The 16581-nt window shown below is 67.1% G+C and carries 12 protein-coding genes; 6 read left to right on the plus strand and 6 right to left on the minus strand.

The genetic code is table 11. The features are described from left to right. Positions 1–71 precede the first annotated feature (71 nt). Positions 72–1505, plus strand: a complete 1434-nt coding sequence (locus Q4S45_RS16880) for a deoxyribodipyrimidine photo-lyase (protein WP_305506235.1) — start codon at positions 72–74, stop codon at positions 1503–1505. Between the two features lie 110 nt (positions 1506–1615). Here the strand turns inward: Q4S45_RS16880 and Q4S45_RS16885 are convergent, their stop codons facing one another. The 6 genes from Q4S45_RS16885 to Q4S45_RS16910 form a co-directional block, all read right to left on the minus strand. Next, complete coding sequence (locus Q4S45_RS16885) at positions 1616–6919, minus strand: Hpt domain-containing protein (protein WP_305506237.1); 5304 nt, start codon at positions 6917–6919, stop codon at positions 1616–1618. A 12-nt stretch (positions 6920–6931) separates the two neighbouring features. After that, positions 6932–9229 (minus strand): methyl-accepting chemotaxis protein, encoded by a 2298-nt coding sequence (locus Q4S45_RS16890; protein WP_305506239.1) that lies wholly within the window; start codon positions 9227–9229, stop codon positions 6932–6934. A gap of 72 nt (positions 9230–9301) precedes the next feature. Further along, positions 9302–9835 (minus strand): chemotaxis protein CheW, encoded by a 534-nt coding sequence (locus tag Q4S45_RS16895; protein WP_305506241.1) that lies wholly within the window; start codon positions 9833–9835, stop codon positions 9302–9304. A 1-nt stretch (position 9836) separates the two neighbouring features. Further along, entirely contained in the window at positions 9837–10211 is a 375-nt protein-coding gene (locus Q4S45_RS16900; protein ID WP_305506243.1) for a PleD family two-component system response regulator, read from the minus strand. Between the two features lie 23 nt (positions 10212–10234). Continuing rightward, positions 10235–10630, minus strand: coding sequence for a PleD family two-component system response regulator (locus tag Q4S45_RS16905; protein WP_305506245.1), 396 nt, complete (start codon positions 10628–10630; stop codon positions 10235–10237). A gap of 106 nt (positions 10631–10736) precedes the next feature. After that, positions 10737–10889 carry a rubredoxin gene (locus tag Q4S45_RS16910; protein WP_167074514.1) on the minus strand — a complete coding sequence of 51 codons (153 nt, stop codon included), beginning with the start codon at positions 10887–10889 and terminating at the stop codon, positions 10737–10739. Between the two features lie 98 nt (positions 10890–10987). On the opposite strand from Q4S45_RS16910, the gene Q4S45_RS16915 reads away from it, so the two are divergent. The 5 genes from Q4S45_RS16915 (at position 10988) to Q4S45_RS16935 (ending at position 16487) form a co-directional block, all read left to right on the plus strand. Beyond that, positions 10988–11818 carry a hydroxymethylpyrimidine/phosphomethylpyrimidine kinase gene (locus Q4S45_RS16915; RefSeq protein WP_305506246.1) on the plus strand — a complete coding sequence of 277 codons (831 nt, stop codon included), beginning with the start codon at positions 10988–10990 and terminating at the stop codon, positions 11816–11818. Between the two features lie 26 nt (positions 11819–11844). Then, positions 11845–13140 (plus strand): glutamate-1-semialdehyde 2,1-aminomutase, encoded by a 1296-nt coding sequence (hemL, locus tag Q4S45_RS16920; RefSeq protein ID WP_305506247.1) that lies wholly within the window; start codon positions 11845–11847, stop codon positions 13138–13140. Between the two features lie 155 nt (positions 13141–13295). Continuing rightward, positions 13296–14567, plus strand: a complete 1272-nt coding sequence (locus tag Q4S45_RS16925; protein ID WP_305506249.1) for an NRAMP family divalent metal transporter — start codon at positions 13296–13298, stop codon at positions 14565–14567. A 106-nt stretch (positions 14568–14673) separates the two neighbouring features. Next, the gene (locus Q4S45_RS16930) at positions 14674–15165 is read left to right on the plus strand and encodes a hypothetical protein (protein ID WP_305506251.1); all 492 of its coding nucleotides are present in this window, start codon (positions 14674–14676) and stop codon (positions 15163–15165) included. Next, positions 15162–16487 (plus strand): GAF domain-containing protein, encoded by a 1326-nt coding sequence (locus Q4S45_RS16935; protein ID WP_305506252.1) that lies wholly within the window; start codon positions 15162–15164, stop codon positions 16485–16487. The genes Q4S45_RS16930 and Q4S45_RS16935 overlap by 4 nt, the downstream gene beginning before the upstream one ends. Positions 16488–16581 lie beyond the last annotated feature (94 nt).

Here is a 16581-nt window from a genome sequence, read left to right on the forward strand (position 1 = left end):
CGCTGTATCGCGCCGGTCAATGCCATCGTAGCGATTAAAACTCCCTCCTCCTTTGACCTTGCACACGAGAAATGAAATTCCACAAATCAATGGTCTGGTTCCGGCGCGATCTGCGGGCGTTCGACCATGCTGCACTGCATCAGGCGCTAATTTCGTCGAACCTGGTGTATTGCGCGTTCATCTACGACAAGGCGATTCTCGATCCGCTGCCACGCCATGACCGCCGCTTTTCCTTCATCCATGCCAGCCTGGCCGAACTGGAGGCCGAATTGCGCCAGCTGGGCGGCCACCTGATCGTGCGCCACGCTATTGCGCAGGACGAGATTGTGCGGCTGGCCGCCGAACTCGGGGTCGATGCGGTGTTCGCCAACGGCGACTACGAGCCGCAGGCGATCGCGCGCGACGCGGCCGTTGCCGCCGCGCTGGCCGCGGACGGGCGCCAGTTCTGCAGCTTCAAGGACCAGGTCATCTTCGAGAAGGACGAGGTGCTGACGCTCGCCGGCCAGCCCTACTCCGTCTTCACTCCCTACAAGAACGCGTGGCTCAAGCGCATGGCGGCCGAGCCGCTGTGCCTGGCCCCGTGGCCGGTCGAGCCGCATGCGGCGCGGCTGGCGCCCGGCGAGTCGGCGCTGCCCACGCTCTCCGACATCGGCTTTGCGCAGGCCGACCTGGCGGCAGCCGGCATGCAGCCGGGGATGTCAGGCGCGGCGGCGCAATTCGAAGGATTCATCGCCCGCATCGCGGACTACGGCGAGGCGCGCAACTACCCGGCGGTGAACGGCACGTCCGGCCTGTCGGTGCACCTGCGCTTCGGGACCACGTCGATCCGCCACCTGGTGCGCACGGTGAACCAGGTGATGGCCAGCGGCGCGGGCGGCGCCGGCGCCCCGGTGTGGCTGTCGGAACTGATATGGCGCGAGTTCTACGCGATGATCCTGTTCCGCTATCCGCATGTGGTGGAGCGCGCGTTCAAGCCGGCCTTCGACGCGATCGAATGGGAGTCCGGCCCGGGCGCCGAGGAAGCGTTTGCCGCCTGGTGCGAAGGACGCACCGGCTATCCGCTGGTGGACGCGGCGATGGCGCAGATCAACCGCACGGGGTTCATGCACAACCGCCTGCGTATGGTCGCCGCCAGCTTTCTGGTAAAGGATCTGGGCATCGACTGGCGCTGGGGCGAGCGCTATTTCGCGCTGCACCTGAACGACTACGAGCTGGCGTCGAACAACGGCGGCTGGCAATGGGCCGCGTCGTCGGGCTGCGACGCGCAGCCGTGGTTCCGCATCTTCAATCCGGTCACGCAGTCGGAGAAGTTCGACCGGCGCGGTGAATTTATCCGGCACTGGCTGCCGCAGCTGAAGGACCTGGACGACAAGGAAATCCATTTGCCCGGCGCGCACGTGCCGGCGATCGTCGATCATGCCGAGGCACGCGCGAAGACGCTGGAAAGGTATGCGGTAGTGAAAAAAATGGGGTCAGGTCCGCAGGACCAGACCCCGACTTCGTGACGCGGCGCCAGCTGCAGCGGGGTCAGGTCCGCAGGACCAGACCCCGACTTCGTGACGCGGCGCCGGCTGCAGCGGGGTCTGGTCCTGCGAACCTGACTCCATCTTGGACCTTAAGCCGGCATTTCGCGCTTGAGCAGGCCTGCGATCGCCGCCAGCAGCATGTCTTCCTGGAAGGGCTTGCCGAAGTAGGCGTTCACGCCCAGGTCGAGCGCGTAGTTGCGGTGCTTGTCCGCGGTGCGCGAGGTGATCATGATGATCGGCACCGCGTGCGTGCTGTCGTTGCCGCGGATGTTGCGCGTCAGGTCGAAGCCGTCCATGCGCGGCATCTCGATATCGACTAGCATCAGGTCGGGAATCGTCTCCTGCAGGTGCTCGAGCGCATCGACGCCGTCCTTGGCCAGGATTACCCTGTAGCCTTCGCGTTCGAGCAGGCGCTGGGTGACGCGGCGCACGGTGAGCGAATCGTCCACCACCATGATCACCGCATCGCGGCCGGCCGGCTCCACGCCTGGCGCGGCCGGTTCCGCTCCCAGCACGCCGGGATGATGCGCGGCGTGAAGCGACAAGGCCACCGGGTTGAGGATCAGGACGATCTCGCCGGAACCGAGCACGGTGGCGCCGGCAATGCCGATCATGCGCGACAGCTGCGGGCCGATGTTCTTGATGACGACCTCGCGGTTGCCCAGCACGTCGTCAACCTGCACCGCCAGCCGGTCCGCACCGCTCTTGAGGATCATGACCGGCATCGAACGCTGCGCCAGCGGCCGGGCTTCACGGTCGCCCAGCAGCGACGGCAGGTAGTGCAGCGCCACTTTCTGTCCCTGGAACTGAACGAAGCCGGCGGCCTGCGCCTCGGCCAGCGCCGCTTCCTTCATCTGCAGCACCTGCTCTACCAGGATCGACGGCAGCGCGTAGGTCTTGCCGGCGCTCGCCGTCAGCACGACCTGCGTGACCGCCAGCGTCAGCGGCAGGTGGATGGTGAAACGCGCACCCTGGCCCGGCGTCGATTCGATCTCGACCCGGCCGCCCAGCGCCTGCGCCTCCGAGCGCACCACGTCCATGCCGACGCCGCGACCGGCCAGTTCGGTCAGCGAATCGGCGGTCGAAAAGCCCGGCTCGAAAATCAGGTCGGCCGCTTCGTGGTCGCTGATCTCGGCGCCTTCGGCCAGCAGGCCCGCGCTGCGCGCCTTGGCGCGGATCCTGGCCAGGTCGAGGCCCGCGCCGTCGTCGCTGAATTGAATGACCACTTCGTTACCCTGCTGGCTGGCCTGCACCAGCAGCTCGCCGGTTTCGGCCTTGCCGGCAGCGCCGCGCCGCTCGCGCGATTCGATGCCGTGCACGATCGCGTTGCGCAGCAGGTGTTCGAACGGCGCCGCCATCTGTTCCAGCACGCTGCGGTCGATTTCGACCGCGCTGCCGCGGATGTCGAGGTTGACGCGCTTGTCGAGTTCTTTCGCGCTCTGGCGCGCAATCCGGAACAGGCGTTCGGACAGGCTGGAGAACGGCACCATCCGTACCCGCATCAGGTCGCGCTGCAGGTCGCGCGTCAGACGCGACTGCTGCACCAAGTCGGCGCTCGCGGCGTCCACCGTGCGCGACAGGCTCTCGTGGAAGGAGGCGACGTCGTTGACGCTTTCGGCCATCATCCGCGTCAGTTCCTGCAGGCGGGTGAAGCGGTCGAATTCGAGCGGGTCGAATTCGCGCTCGCTGGAGATCGACATGCGCGAGGCGATCTGCGATTCGGCCTGCATTTCGACTTCGCGCAGCTGGCGCGACAGGCGAGCGAGGTTCTCCGAGAAGTCCGACAGCGAGGTCTTGAGCGAACCGACCTGGTTTTCCAGCTTCGAGCGCGTGATCGATACTTCGCCGGCCTGGTTGACCAGGCGGTCGAGGATGTCGGCGCGCACGCGCACCAGCGCGGTGCGGGCCGGCGCGACCGGCGCCAGTTCCGGCGCTACGGAATGCGTAGCATCGCCCGGCGCCGCAAGCGCGGGCGCGGCCGGCTGCTGCAGTTGCTCGAGCAGCAGCAGCGCGTGGTCGTAGTTGGCCAGCAGTTCGTCGAAGGCGGCCGGGGTCGTGGTCCCGGCGTGCACCATGTTTTCGATCTGCGTTTCGATCTCGTGGGTGTGCTGGCCGAGGCGCATCGCGCCCGCCATCCGCGCGCTGCCCTTGACGGTGTGCAGCGTGCGCAGCAGGTTCTGCGCCGGCGCCACGTCGGCCGGGTTCTGCTGCCACTTGCGCAGGCCGTCGCCGAGCGCAGGGAACAGATCGGCCGCTTCTTCGAGAAATACCGGCAGCAGGTCGGGATCGAGGTCGTCGCGATACACCGTTTCCATTGGCGCCGCCACGGCTTCGGCCACCGGCTCGGGCAGGGCAGCAAACGCCTCGGGAACGGATATCAGTTCCGGCTCGAGCCCGGCTTCCGGCAGCAGCAGTTCCGCGTCGGGCGCGGCCTGCAGCAGCATCGGTTCGTCGAAGCTGTCGTCGAAGCCGTCGCCGTGCATGTGGTCGATCGCTTCGATGGCGGGGTCGGCGCGCGGCGCTTCGTCCTCGGCGACCGGCGCGGCTTCAGGCAGGTTCGCGATGAGGGTGTCGCGCAGTTCCGCCAGCCGCTGCACCAGTTCCGGCTGGGCCGGCGCGAGCTCGCCCTGGGCGAACCGGCGCAGCATCTGGCGCGCGCACTCGAGCGCCTCGTCGAGCAGGTCGCGCTGCGTGTCGGCCAGTTGCGGCGACGGATCGGCCAGCGCCAGCAATGCCATTTCGAGGCCGTGCGCGACTTCGCGCAGCGCCTTGAAGCCGACGGTGGCGGACGTGCCGGCCAGCGTATGCGAGGCCTTCAGCGCGGCATCGGAAACCGCGCGGAACGGCTCGTGGCGCCATTCGCCGAAGTCCTGGGTCAACACGCGCATCAACTCGTCGGTCTCGGCGAGGTAGATGTTATACAGCGGCAGCGGGATTTCAAGGTCGCCGAAACGGCGCATGTTGTCTTCGGGGGGCGCGGCGCGCGGCGCGGTGGCCCCAGGGAATTCGATGACCTGGCCGCCCGATGCCGCGACCGGCGCGGGTTCCGGTTCCGGCTCCGGTTCCGGCTCGGTTTCCGGCTCGTCAAACTCGAACGGCATGGCCATGTCGATGACTTCCGGCTCTTCCTGCTGTTCAGGCGCTGCTTCGGCGCCAGGCAGCGCGACGGCGCCCGGCGTGAACGCGCCACCCTCCTGCACCACGGCGGCGGCGTCGACCAGCGCGGCGCTGCTGCGCGCCGAGGCGCCCGTCGCGGCCAGTTCGTCGACCCAGGCCGCCATGTCCTTCGCGGCGTAGTCCAGCAGCGCCAGCAGGTCGGGCGTCGCGTCGCGCGAGTCGGATAGCCACGCATTCATCACGCGCTCGACGGCGGCGCCGCCATCGGCGAAGCGGGTCAGGCCGACCATGCGGCCGCTGCCCTTGAGGGTGTGGAAGGAGCGGCGCAGTTTGGTCAGCGTTTCCTGGTTCGACGGCTCGGCCATGGCCGATGGCAGCGTCTCGGCCACGAAGGCCAGCACTTCCTGCGCTTCCGAAATGAAGATCTCGAGCAGTTCGGCTTCGACCGCGTCCTCTTCCTGGACCACAGGCGCGGCAACTTCGACCGGCGCCGGCTGGGGTTCAGGTTCCGCGGCGACCGGGGCCGGCTCGACATCGAACGGCGTGTCGCCGGCGACGGCTTTCTCGAACGGCACCTCGCGGAACATGGCCTCAGGCTCGTCGAAGCGGAAACGGTTTTTGGCGGCGTCGAAATTCTGGCCCAGCATGTCGATGAAGAAGCCGAGCGCGCCGACGTTCTGCGCGATGTTCTGCAGCGACTCGGCCTGCGCTTCCGGCGAGCCCTCGCCCGAGGCGAGCGCTCGAACCGCGGCCTTCACGTGCTGGGCCGCGCGCATTGCCTGGTTCTGGTCGAGGATCGCCAGCGCGCCCTGCAGCTGGTACAGCACCGGGTCGATGTCGGCCAGCGCCGGGCGCTTTGCCGCATCGGCGTAGTAGTCGTCGAGCGCCTTTTCCACCTGGCGCAGGCCGGTCTTCATTTCGCCGGCTAGCACGGCCACGGTCTGGCCCTGCTGGATCTGGCGCGACAGGTCGCCCTGCCACTGCGGCGCTTCCGGCGGCGTTTCGCCGGCGGCCAGCGCCAGCAGGCGCGCACCGACGACTTCGGCGTGCTCTTCGAAATCGGCCGGCAGCTGGCGCACCTGGTCGAGGCCATGCTCGACGAACAGCATCGCGGTGGCCATCTCCATGCTGAACTGGTCGCTGCGCCCAGAGGCGATCGAGTCGCTGGCGGCGCGTCCCAGCTCGCGCAGCAGCTGCGCCAGCGCCGGGGCGCCCAGTTGTTCGCTGGCGCCGGCCAGCGTCGCCAGCGCCTGGTTGAAGCCGTCTTCCAGCTTGACGTCGGATTCACTGGAAATGCGGTCCCAGCCGGACTTGGTCTGGGCCAGCGCATCCTTCGCGGTTTTCAGGGCCTGCGGATCGATGCGGCCGTAGCGGCGGCTGTCGTAATCGGGCGGCACCACGCCGGCCAGTCCGTAAGCGCGGCGCAGCAGCTGCGCGTCGGCGCTCGGTGCGCTGGCGGCGGCGATGAAGAACAGCGCGTCGCGCAGCATCGCTTCGGGCAGGCTGCCCTGCCCTTGCGACAGGCGGCGGATCTGCAGGTTGATCAGGCCGAACAGCTGCTTGACATACAGGTCGCTGGCAAGCTGGCCGCTGGCGACCAGCTCGGCGAAGCAGCGCATCGCCATCCAGAAGGTGCGCGCGGGCGCGTCCTGCTGCGCGTCTTCGACCAGCGCGATCGCTTCCTGCAGCGCCAGCGCGTTGCTGCGCTGCGCTTCGGGCTCGGCGCTTTTCAGGAACGGCAGCAGGGCTTTTTCGAAACGCGCGCGGCAGGCCGCGTAATCGGGCGCGGCAGGCGCCGCGTGCGGCGGCAGGTTGACCTTGACCGACAGGTCGACGAACAGCAGGTCGGACGGATGGATGCGCTGGGCGCCCAGCGCTTCCTGCAGCGCGCGGTAGTACGGAAACAGGCGCGCCGGCTGGGGCGCGGCGCCGGCCAGCAGTTCGTCGAGATATTCGATGACGGCCTGGTAGCCGTCGGCCACCGCGGCGCAGTTGACGTCGTTGCATTCAAGGCTGCCGTCGCGCATGCGCTCGAGCGCCTGCTCGCACGCCTGGGTCATCAGGCCGACGCCTTCGACGTCGACCATCTGCAGCGCGCCGTGGGCCTGGTGCAAATGGGTCTTCGCATGCTGCAGCGAGGTGGCGCGGGCGTCGGCGCCGCGCTCTTTCGCTTCGTCGAGCGCGGTGCGCGAGCGGCCCAGCGCATCGCGGATCTCGCCGATCACCCAGGACAGCGGCCCCGTATCGAATTGCGGCGCGTGCGAAAAATCAGTCATGTCGGGCAGTCCTTAGGCGGCGACGCGGAAGCGCGATACCGAGTTTTTCAGTTCCTGCGCCAGCGTCGAGAGCTGGCGAATCGATTCGGCGGTCTGCATCGTGCCGTCTTGGGTATGCTCGGTGACCGACAGGATATGCTGGATGTTGTGCGCCACGCCGTTGGCCGACGTCGCCTGCAGGCCGGTGGCGAACGAGATGCCCTGGATCAGCTCCGCGAGGCGGTTCGACACGCCCGAGATGTCGTTCAGCGCGGCGCCGGCGGCGTCCGACAGGCGCGCTCCCTCGACCACGCCCTGGGTCGATTTTTCCATTGCGGCCACGGCGTCGTGGGTGTCGGTCTGAATGGTGCGCACCAGTGCGCCGATCTGCTTGGCCGCTTCGGCCGAGCGTTCCGCCAGCCGCTGCACCTCTTCGGCCACGACGGAGAAGCCGCGTCCCGCCTCGCCGGCCGACGCGGCCTGGATCGCCGCGTTCAGCGCCAGCACGTTGGTCTGCTCGGTAATGTCGGAAATGAGCTCGGTGATCTCGCCGATCTCCTGCGACGATTCGCCCAGCCGCTTGATGCGCTTGGAGGTTTCCTGGATCTGCTCGCGAATCTCGTGCATGCCCTTGATGGCGTTTTCCACCGCGGTCGAACCCTGGTGCGCCGCCGCCACCGACTGGCGCGCCACTTCGGCCGACTCGTTGGCCGACTTCGACACGTCGGTAATTTCGCTCGCCATCTTGAGAACGGTGGCCGACGCGTCCTGGATCTCGCGCGACTGCTGCTGCGTTGCCGACAGCAGCTCGGTCGAGATGTTCTGTGCGTGGGTCGACTGCGACGTCACCTGCTCGGCCGTGTTGGTCACGCGCTCGACCAGCCCGCGCAATTCTTCCACGGTGTAGTTGACCGAGTCGGCGATCGCGCCGGTGATGTCCTCGGACACGGTGGCGTGCACGGTGAGGTCGCCGTCCGCCACTTCCTGCAGTTCGTTCATCAGGCGCAAAATCGCGGCCTGGTTCTGGTCGTTGGTGGCCTTGGCTTCTTCTTCCTTCGCTTGCGACAGGAGGCGCAGCGCTTCGGCTTCGGCGCGGCGGCTGTCGGCGCCGCGGGTGCGGTTGCGCGAATCCTGCAGCATCACGCGGCTGATACTGCCGGCCACGGCGAGCGTGAAGATCGACGAGATCACCATCAGCCAGAACCACGAGTCGGTCGAGTCCTGGTTGTTGCGGTAGGTGGACTGCACGTCCGACAGCAGCTTGCGGATGCCTTCGTTCTCGAAAAAGATCGACTGCTCGGCGCCCTTCGCCGCGGTGAAGCGCGGCAGGTTGTCAAGGATCGAGGACACCAGCTTCTGGTAGACGTCGAACCTGGCCTTGATCTGCACCAGCTTGTCGCGCATTTCGGGATCGCGCACCGCGCCCAGGCCCAGTGCATCGCTGCCGTTCAGGAAGCCATCGATGGTGGAGCGCACGATGCCGGTGTCGCGGCCCAGCTGGAACGCGGTGTCGGCACGGATGCCGCCGGAGGTGAGGAATTCGCTGGCGCTACGCGACAGGCGCTGAGTCAGCATCATCATGCGGCCGATCGCGGCCAGTTCGCGCGGGCTGCCGCCGCGCGCCGTTTTCTGCGTCAGCAGTTCGTCGGTCATCCCGAGCAGCTGCGGCGACAGGTCATCGAGCTGCTTCAGGGTGGCCTTGAAGCCGGTCAGCTCGGTCTTCATTTTCAGGATGGTGCCGGCGGCGTTGTCGGAGGCTACCCATTTGGCGCGCGCGGCCGCCAGGGTCCTGGCCATGCCGATCGACGGCGACGGGATGCGGTGGCCGGCGAATTCGCCGCCGTGCGCCAGCAGGTTCAGGTCGCGGGTCAGCTCGATGCGGCTTTCGTCGAGCTGGGTGAACGCTTCCGGGCTGCCCTGAATGGCGTTCGGCGCCGCCTTACCGACCCGCTGCGAGTGCATCAGCGCATCGGAAGCGATCTGGGTCTGGGCCGAGGCGATCACGTTGGAGGCGGAGTTCTGCCACAGCGCCACGATGGTGAGCAGGATGCCGATGACGAAGGTGACCAGCAGGATGCGCAGCTGGCGCGCCAGCGACAGGTGGCCGATGAAGGGCAGCTGCAGTTCCTGCGCTTCTTCCGCTGGCGTGGCGGCCGCGCGCTTGCGGCGCATGATGCCGCCCAGGCTCAGGGGGCTGGCCGCTTCGTCGCCCGGCGCCTCGGCGCTGTCGGGCACCGCCTCGAGGCGGGGCGCCGGCTTGGCGCCGTACTGGGTATCGGGCGAAGTCAGCGCGACCTCGTGTTCCGGCTTGGCCTTTGGCGAAAAACCCATTGACAGTTTCGAGGCGAATCCCATTGCAGCTCCAGTCCCTATGAAGGTAAGACCATTTTTTCGATGATTGGTTTACAGGCCGACGTGCAAAAAACGCTCGTCGGCGACCAGCGCCGCCAGGTCCAGCGCGGTCCATTCGTTGCCGTCGGCGTCGCGCAGGCGCCCGTCCGACGCTTGCATGCCGCCCGCGTGGCGCAGGCCGTACACGCGCGACACCAGCAGGCCGCAGTTGAATCCCAGCGCGCCGGCGAAAGTGACGATGCGGCTGTCGGCGCCCGTTGCGGTGTCGCCCAGGCCCAGGTAGCGGGCCAGGTCGATCGCGCCGACCAGGTTGCCGCGGATGTTGGCCAGGCCCAGGTACCACGGCTGCGTCAGCGGCACCGCGGTCAGCGGCGGCACCGGCACGATCTCGCCGGCCTGGGTCAGGTCGAGCAGGTAGCGGGCGGCGCCGATCTGCACGCCGAGCTGGTTGACGGCGGCGCCGGTATTGGCGCGCGCTGCCTGCATGCGTTCGAGCAGCTGCACCTGGTACTGGCGCAGCCGGGTGCGGCGTTCGGCAGCGCCGGCCCTGGCCGGGGCGTGCACGTCGGCGTCGCTGTGGCTCATGTCAGACTGCCGCGGCCAGCGCGGCGATCTTGTCGAGCAGCGCCTGCGGATCGACCGGCTTGACCAGGTAGCCGCGCGCGCCCTGGCGCAGGCCCCAGATGCGGTCGGTTTCCTGGTTCTTGCTGCTGCAGATGATGATCGGGACGTTGGCCAGGTCGGGGTCGCGGGCGATCGAGCGGGTCACCTGGAAGCCGTTCGCGCCGGGCATGACGACGTCCATCAGGATCAGTTCGGGCTTCTGGGCCTTGATGCGGGCCAGCGCTTCTTCGCCGTTTTCGGCAGTGGTGACGTTAAAGCCGTTCTTGACCAGGATATCGGTCAGGTAATAGCGCTCGGTCGGGGAGTCGTCGACGATAAGGATGTTTTGAATGGCCACGAGGCGCTCCTGCGGATAGGTAATCAGGTCAGGCCGGCGGTATGTTCGCGCACGGCCGCCAGCAAGCTGTCTTTGCTGAATGGTTTGGTAAGGTAGGCCGAGGAACCGACCATGGCGCCGCGCGCGCGGTCGAACAGGCCGTCCTTGGACGAGAGCATGAGCACCGGCGTGGCATGGAAGCGGGCGCTCTTCTTAATGAGTGCGCAAGTCTGGTAGCCGTCGAGGCGCGGCATGAGGATGTCGCAAAATACCAACGCCGGGTGGTGGTCGTTGATCTTGGCGAGGGCGTCGAAGCCGTCGTCGGCCAGCACGACCTGGTAGCCGGCCTGGGTCAGGAAGATCTCGGCGGAGCGGCGGATCGTGCTGCTGTCGTCGATCACCATGATCTTCAAACCGGTGGGTTGCTGCGAGTTCGTCATAGTCAGTTCACTTCAGCATGAAAGAGCACGATACCATACGGCAAGTCTTTTGTGCGTTAAATGTTGCAGTGAATCAACTACGACGTCAACTCTTATTTCTGTTCCGTTAGATCACGGTCATCTCGAAGTCGTCCTTGCGGGCGCCGCACTCCGGGCACGTCCAGTTCATCGGCACGTCGGCCCAGCGGGTGCCGGGTGCGATGCCTTCGTCCGGCAAGCCGGCCGCTTCGTCGTACACCCATCCGCAGATCAGGCACATCCAGGTTTGAAACGGCGCCTGCGTTGTTTCATTGCTACTCACGTTGTGAATCCTTCCATCTAGTAAAATGCCGAATCAGGTATCTTAATCCACCGGCCGTGCAAAACCAAACAACTCCCCTCATATTGACGTTCGGCGTTTCCGACCCGGTCGGCGCCACCGGCATCCAGGCCGACCTGGCCACTTTTGCCGCGCTCGGCTGCCACGGGCTGTCGGTATTGACCGGCATGCTGATCGGCGACACCGCGCGGATCGAGGACAGCGACGAGATCGACGCCGACTGGGTGGTCGACCAGGCGCGCGTGCTGCTCGAAGACATGCCGGTGGCCGCAATCAAGGTCGGCGCCCTGCTGTCGGTCGAGCAGGCTTCGGCGATCGCCGAAATCGTCTCCGACTATCCGGACGTGCCGCTGGTGCTCGATCCCTTCCTGTCCAGCCTTCCCGATTCCGGCCTGGCCGACGACGACATGCTGATGGCGATCCGCCAGATCCTGGCGCCGCAGGCGCGCGTCATGCTCGCCTCGCAGGTGGAGATTGCGCGCATGGCCGAGACCTGGCGCGAAGGCGGCTCTGGCGACATGCTGGCCGCCGACGTGGCCGAACTGACCGGCATCGGCTGCGAAATGGTGCTCGTCACCGGCACCGGCGCCTCCGGCAAGGGCGAGGACGCGACCATCTCGAACACGCTGTTCGACGAGACCGGCGCCATCGACAGCGCCAGCTGGCCGCACCTGGCCGGCCCGTTCCTGGGCGCCGGCAGCACCATGTCGGCCGCGCTGGCGGCCTACCTGGCGCGCGGGCTCGAGCCGCAGGCGGCGGCGCGCGCGGCGCAGGAATTCACCCACGGCGCGCTGGCCGGCGCGCAGCGCTTCGGCATGGGCAAGCTGGTGCCGAACAAATTTTTCCGGGCCGCGCCTGGCGCCGCCTGACCCATTCCTTCACGCTTTCTCCCATCATGACAACTGACTCCACCTCCCAAAACGACATCCTGTTCGCGCGCGCCCAGCTCACCACCCCGGGCGGCGTCAACTCGCCGGTGCGCGCCTTCCGCTCGGTCGGCGGCACGCCGCGCTTCATCACGCGCGCCGAAGGCCCGTACTTCTGGGACGCCGACGGCAAGCGCTACATCGACTACATCGGCTCGTGGGGCCCGGCCATCGTCGGCCACGCCCACCCGCAAGTGGTGAAAGCGGTGCAGGACGCGGCCGCGCGCGGCCTGTCGTTCGGCGCGCCGACCCAGGGCGAAATCGAGATGGCCGAGGAAATCTGCAAGCTGGTGCCGTCGATCGAGCAGGTGCGGCTGGTGTCGTCCGGCACCGAGGCGACCATGAGCGCGCTGCGCCTGGCGCGCGGCGCCACGGGACGCGACAAGATCGTCAAGTTCGAAGGCTGCTACCACGGCCACGCCGACTCGCTGCTGGTGAAGGCGGGCAGCGGCCTGCTCACCTTCGGCAACCCGACGTCGGCCGGCGTGCCGGAGGACTTCGTCAAGCACACCCTGGTGCTGGACTATAACAACGTGGCGCAGCTGGAAGACGCGTTCGAGTCGATGGGCGACACCATCGCCTGCGTGATCGTTGAGCCGGTGGCCGGCAACATGAACCTGATCCGCGCCACGCCGGAATTCCTCGGCGCGATGCGCACGCTGTGCACCAAGCACGGCGCGATCCTGATTTTCGACGAAGTGATGTGCGGCTTCCGCGTCGGCCTGGGCGGCGCCCAGGAACTGTACGGCATCACGCCGGACCTGACCGCGCTGGGCAAGGTGATCGGCGGCGGCATGCCGGTGGCGGCGTTCGGCGGCAGCGCGCAGCTGATGCACAACATGGCGCCGATCGGCGCGGTGTACCAGGCCGGCACCCTGTCGGGCAACCCGGTGGCGGTGGCGGCCGGCATGGCCACGCTGGCGCTGGTGCAGGAACCTGGCTTCTACGAGAAGCTCGGCGCGCAGGCAAACAAGCTGGTCGAGGGCCTCACCGCCGCGGCCAGGGAAGCGGGCGTGACCTTCTGCGCCGATTCGGTGGGTGGCATGTTCGGCATGTACTTCTCGGCTGCGGTGCCGACCAGCTACAGCGAGATGATGGCGGGCGATAAGACGCGCTTCAACGCCTTCTTCCACGGCATGCTGGACGAAGGCGTGTACTTCGCGCCGGCCGCGTTCGAGGCGGGCTTCGTCTCGGCCCAGCATGACGACGCGGTCATCGAGGCGTCCGTCGCGGCGGCGCGCAAGGTGTTCGCCAAAATCGCCTGAGGCGAAACTTAAACTGTAACGTTGCAGCCACCTTTGCCGGTGGCTGACGTGATACACTCCGCCCCGAAATGAACATTCCCATACAAATTTTGATGCAGCCGGCGCGCTAACCACCCTTCCCCGGGATGGCCGCGCCGCATGCGCGCGAGCCATTCATGCACTTCATCCGCCGACTCAAAGACAACGCCACCCTCAAAGCCCTCGGCCCCGGCCTCATCACGGGAGCGGCCGACGACGACCCGTCCGGCATCGCAACCTATTCGCAGGCCGGCGCCCAATTCGGTTTCAACACCCTGTGGACCCTGGTCCTCACCTATCCGTTCATGGTCGGCATCCAGCTGGTGTCGGCCCGCATCGGCCGCGTCACCGGGCGCGGGCTGGCAGCCAATATCCGGCGCGCGTATTCGCCGTGGCTGCTGTACGCGATCGTAATCCTGCTGCTGGTGGCGAACGTGATCAACATCGCCGCGGACATCGCCGCGATGGGCGAGGCGGCGCGGCTGGTCACCGGCATCGGCTCGGCCCATATGTATTCGCTCGGCTTCGGCATCCTGTGCCTGTCGCTGCAGGTGTGGCTGCCATACAGCACCTACGTGCGTTACCTGAAGTGGCTGACGCTCGGACTGCTGGCCTACGTCGGCATCGTGTTCGCGGTGAAGCTGCCGTGGCTCGACGTGCTGCACAAGACCGTCTGGCCCGACTTCACCTTTACCAGGGATTCGGTGGCGCTGATCGTGGCCATCTTCGGCACCACGATTTCGCCCTACCTGTTCTTCTGGCAGGCCTCGCAGGAAGTCGAGGAGATCCGCGCCGACGAGAACGCGCAGTCGCTACGGCGCCAGCCGAAGGACGCGCCGATCCAGCTGGGTCGCATCAAGGTCGACACCTTCGTGGGCATGGGATTTTCCAACCTGGTCGCCTACTTCATCATCCTCACCACCGCGGTCACGCTGGGCGCACACGGAATCACCACGATCCAGACGTCGGCGCAGGCGGCCGAAGCGCTGCGGCCGGTGGCCGGCGAGTTCGCGTTCTTCATGTTCGCGCTGGGGATCATCGGCACCGGCATGCTGGCAGTGCCGGTGCTGGCCGGGTCGGCCGCCTACGCGGTGACCGAGAGCTTCCGCTGGGCCAATGGGCTGGACCTGAAGGCCGTCGAAGCGCAGGAGTTCTACGGCATCATCGCGCTGGCGACGATCGGCGGCATGCTGCTCAATTTCGCGCCGATCGACCCGATCAAGGCGCTGGTGCTGTCGGCCCAGATCAACGGCGTCATCGCGGTGCCGATCATGGCGGTGATGATGATGCTGGCCCATAACAAGAAGCTGATGGGCAAGTTCACGCTGTCGCGGCGCCACACCATCATCGGCTGGCTGGGGGTGGCCGTGATGCTGGTGGCTGTCGTGGCGATGTTCGCGACCATGTAAACCAGGGTCTGACCCCGCGGGACTAGGCGTCCCCGTCATACCCAAAACCGCCCACGGCTTTTCGGCAGGAGTATCATTGTGATAACTCCCCTGCCTCGAGCCCTTGATGACTACCGCGCCCCTGTTCGATTGCGATCACGCTGCGTTCATGCAAAGCGGGATCTCGCTGCATGCCGCGTCCTGTGGTGAAGACAAGTTGCCCAGCGCCGCGCGCGCTCTCGGCTGCCGCATCTCGGACGACCGGCTCAACGTGCGCGTGCTGGTATCGAAGACGCAGGCCGCGCAATTGCTTGCCGACGTGGGCCGCAGCGGCGCACTGGCCGTGGTCTTCAGCAGGCCATCGACGCACCGCACGCTGCAGTTGAAAGGCCGCGATGCCGTTTGCGTCGCGGCCGACGCCGACGACCTGCGGGTGGCGGCGCGCTACCGCGAAGCCTTCGTCGCCGAAACCTCGGCGCTCGGCCATCCGGCACACCTGATCGACACCATCTTCGACATCCCGCAAGACGACATCGTCGTGCTCAGCTTCACGCCCGACGCAGCATTTTCGCAGACGCCCGGGCCGCAAGCCGGGCAAACATTGCAGGCGCAGTCATGACGCTCAAGATCGATGCGATCCGCGCCTGCTTCGAGGGCGTCATCCCGGGCACGATGGCGACCGCGGATCTCGATGGCACGCCCAACATCTCCTACCTGAGCCAGGTCCAGTACGTCGACAGCGAGCATGTCGCGCTGACTTACCAGTTCTTCAACAAGACGCGCCAGAACCTGCTCGTCAATCCTCATGCGCTGCTGACCGTGATCGATCCGTTCACGGCGGCGCAATACCGGCTGCGGCTGCAATTCCTGCGCACCGAAACCAGCGGCCCGCTGTTCGAGAGCATGAAGGCAAAGCTGGCCGGCATCGCATCGCACGTCGGCATGAGCCACGTGTTCCAGCTGCGCGGCGCCGACGTGTTCCGCGTGAACGCGCTCGAACAGGTGCCAGGCCGCACGCTGCCGGCGCCGCCGCCGCGCCGCAATCTGCTGTCGGCGCTACGCAGCGCATCGGACCGGATCCGCCCGGCCGGCGACCTGGGGCAGCTGCTGGGCGCCGCGCTGGATTGCCTCGCCACCGAATTCGACATCGGCCACGCGATGGCGCTGCTCTATGACGACGCCGGCCAACGCCTGTACACGCTGGCCAGCCGCGGCTACGCCGATTCCGGGGTCGGCTCCGAGATCGCGCTGGGCGACGGCGTGATCGGCGTGGCCGCGCGCGAGCGCACCCCGATCCGCATCAGCCACATGACTTCGGAATATGCGTACGGGCGGGCGATCCGCGACAGCGCTGCCGGCGGGCCGGGCGCGCTGGAGCTTGCGATTCCGCTGCCGGGACTGGCCGAGTCGCGCAGCCAGATGGCCGTGCCGATGATCGCCGGCGCGCGGCTGGTCGGGGTGCTGTATGTCGAGAGTCCGCACGACCTGCGCTTCTCGTATGACGATGAAGACGCGCTAGTGGCGCTGGCGGCGCAACTGGCGTTGGCGATCCGGCTGGTGCAGGCCGACGCAGTCGAGGATGCGCCGGCCGCCGACAGCGCACCCGCGCAGCCTGCCGGCGAACCGGTCGCGGTGCGCCATTATCCCGAAAACGACAGCGTGTTCCTCGACGACGACTATCTGATCAAGGGCGTGGCCGGGTCGATCTTCTCGGTGCTGGTGCATGATTGCGTGGAGAAGGGACGCACCGAGTTTTCCAATCGTGAGCTGCGGCTCGATCCGCGCATCCGGCTGCCGGACATCAGCGACAACCTCGATGCACGGCTGCTGCTCCTGAGCCGGCGGCTGGCCGACCGGTCGGCCTGCGTGCGCATCGAAAAGACCGGGCGCGGGCGCTTCAAGCTGTGTCTCGCCCGGCCGCTGCGGCTGGCCGATCCCTAAGTCTGTCGTACCTGCGAAGGCAGGTACCTATACTGAATACGCATTACAGGTTCTGCTCGCTCAGCATGGGTACCTGCCTCCGCAGATACTGTGG

Origin of the sequence: Massilia sp. R2A-15, from assembly GCF_030704305.1 — a bacterium.
Taxonomy (GTDB): Bacteria; Pseudomonadota; Gammaproteobacteria; order Burkholderiales; family Burkholderiaceae_D; genus JAFCUW01.